Source organism: Sedimentibacter sp. B4 (assembly GCF_000309315.1).
Lineage (GTDB): Bacteria > Bacillota > Clostridia > Tissierellales > Sedimentibacteraceae > Sedimentibacter > Sedimentibacter saalensis.
On record NZ_CANG01000278.1, the window covers coordinates 1 to 220 of the forward strand.

The following is a 220-nucleotide window of genomic DNA, read 5'->3' on the forward strand; positions in this document are numbered from 1 at the left end:
CATGGCGGCCTCGGTGAGCCGGTCGTCGGCGCGGGTGGCGCCGCGCTCGGTGATGCGGGTGACTGCGACCTCGGCGAGCACCGCGTCCACGTCGGCGGCCGACGAGGCGACCGCGCCCGTGCAGGACATGTCGCCCACGGTGCGGTAGCGCACCCGGAGCGTGCGGGCGGACTCACCCTCGCGCGGTGCGCTGTAGGGCCCCACGGCCAGCCACATCCCC

At 76.8% G+C, this 220-nt stretch carries 1 pseudogene; it reads right to left on the minus strand.

Going from position 1 to position 220, the window contains the following annotated elements:
* Positions 1–220, minus strand: a pseudogene (locus BN358_RS26310) (sulfate adenylyltransferase small subunit); the annotation flags it as partial.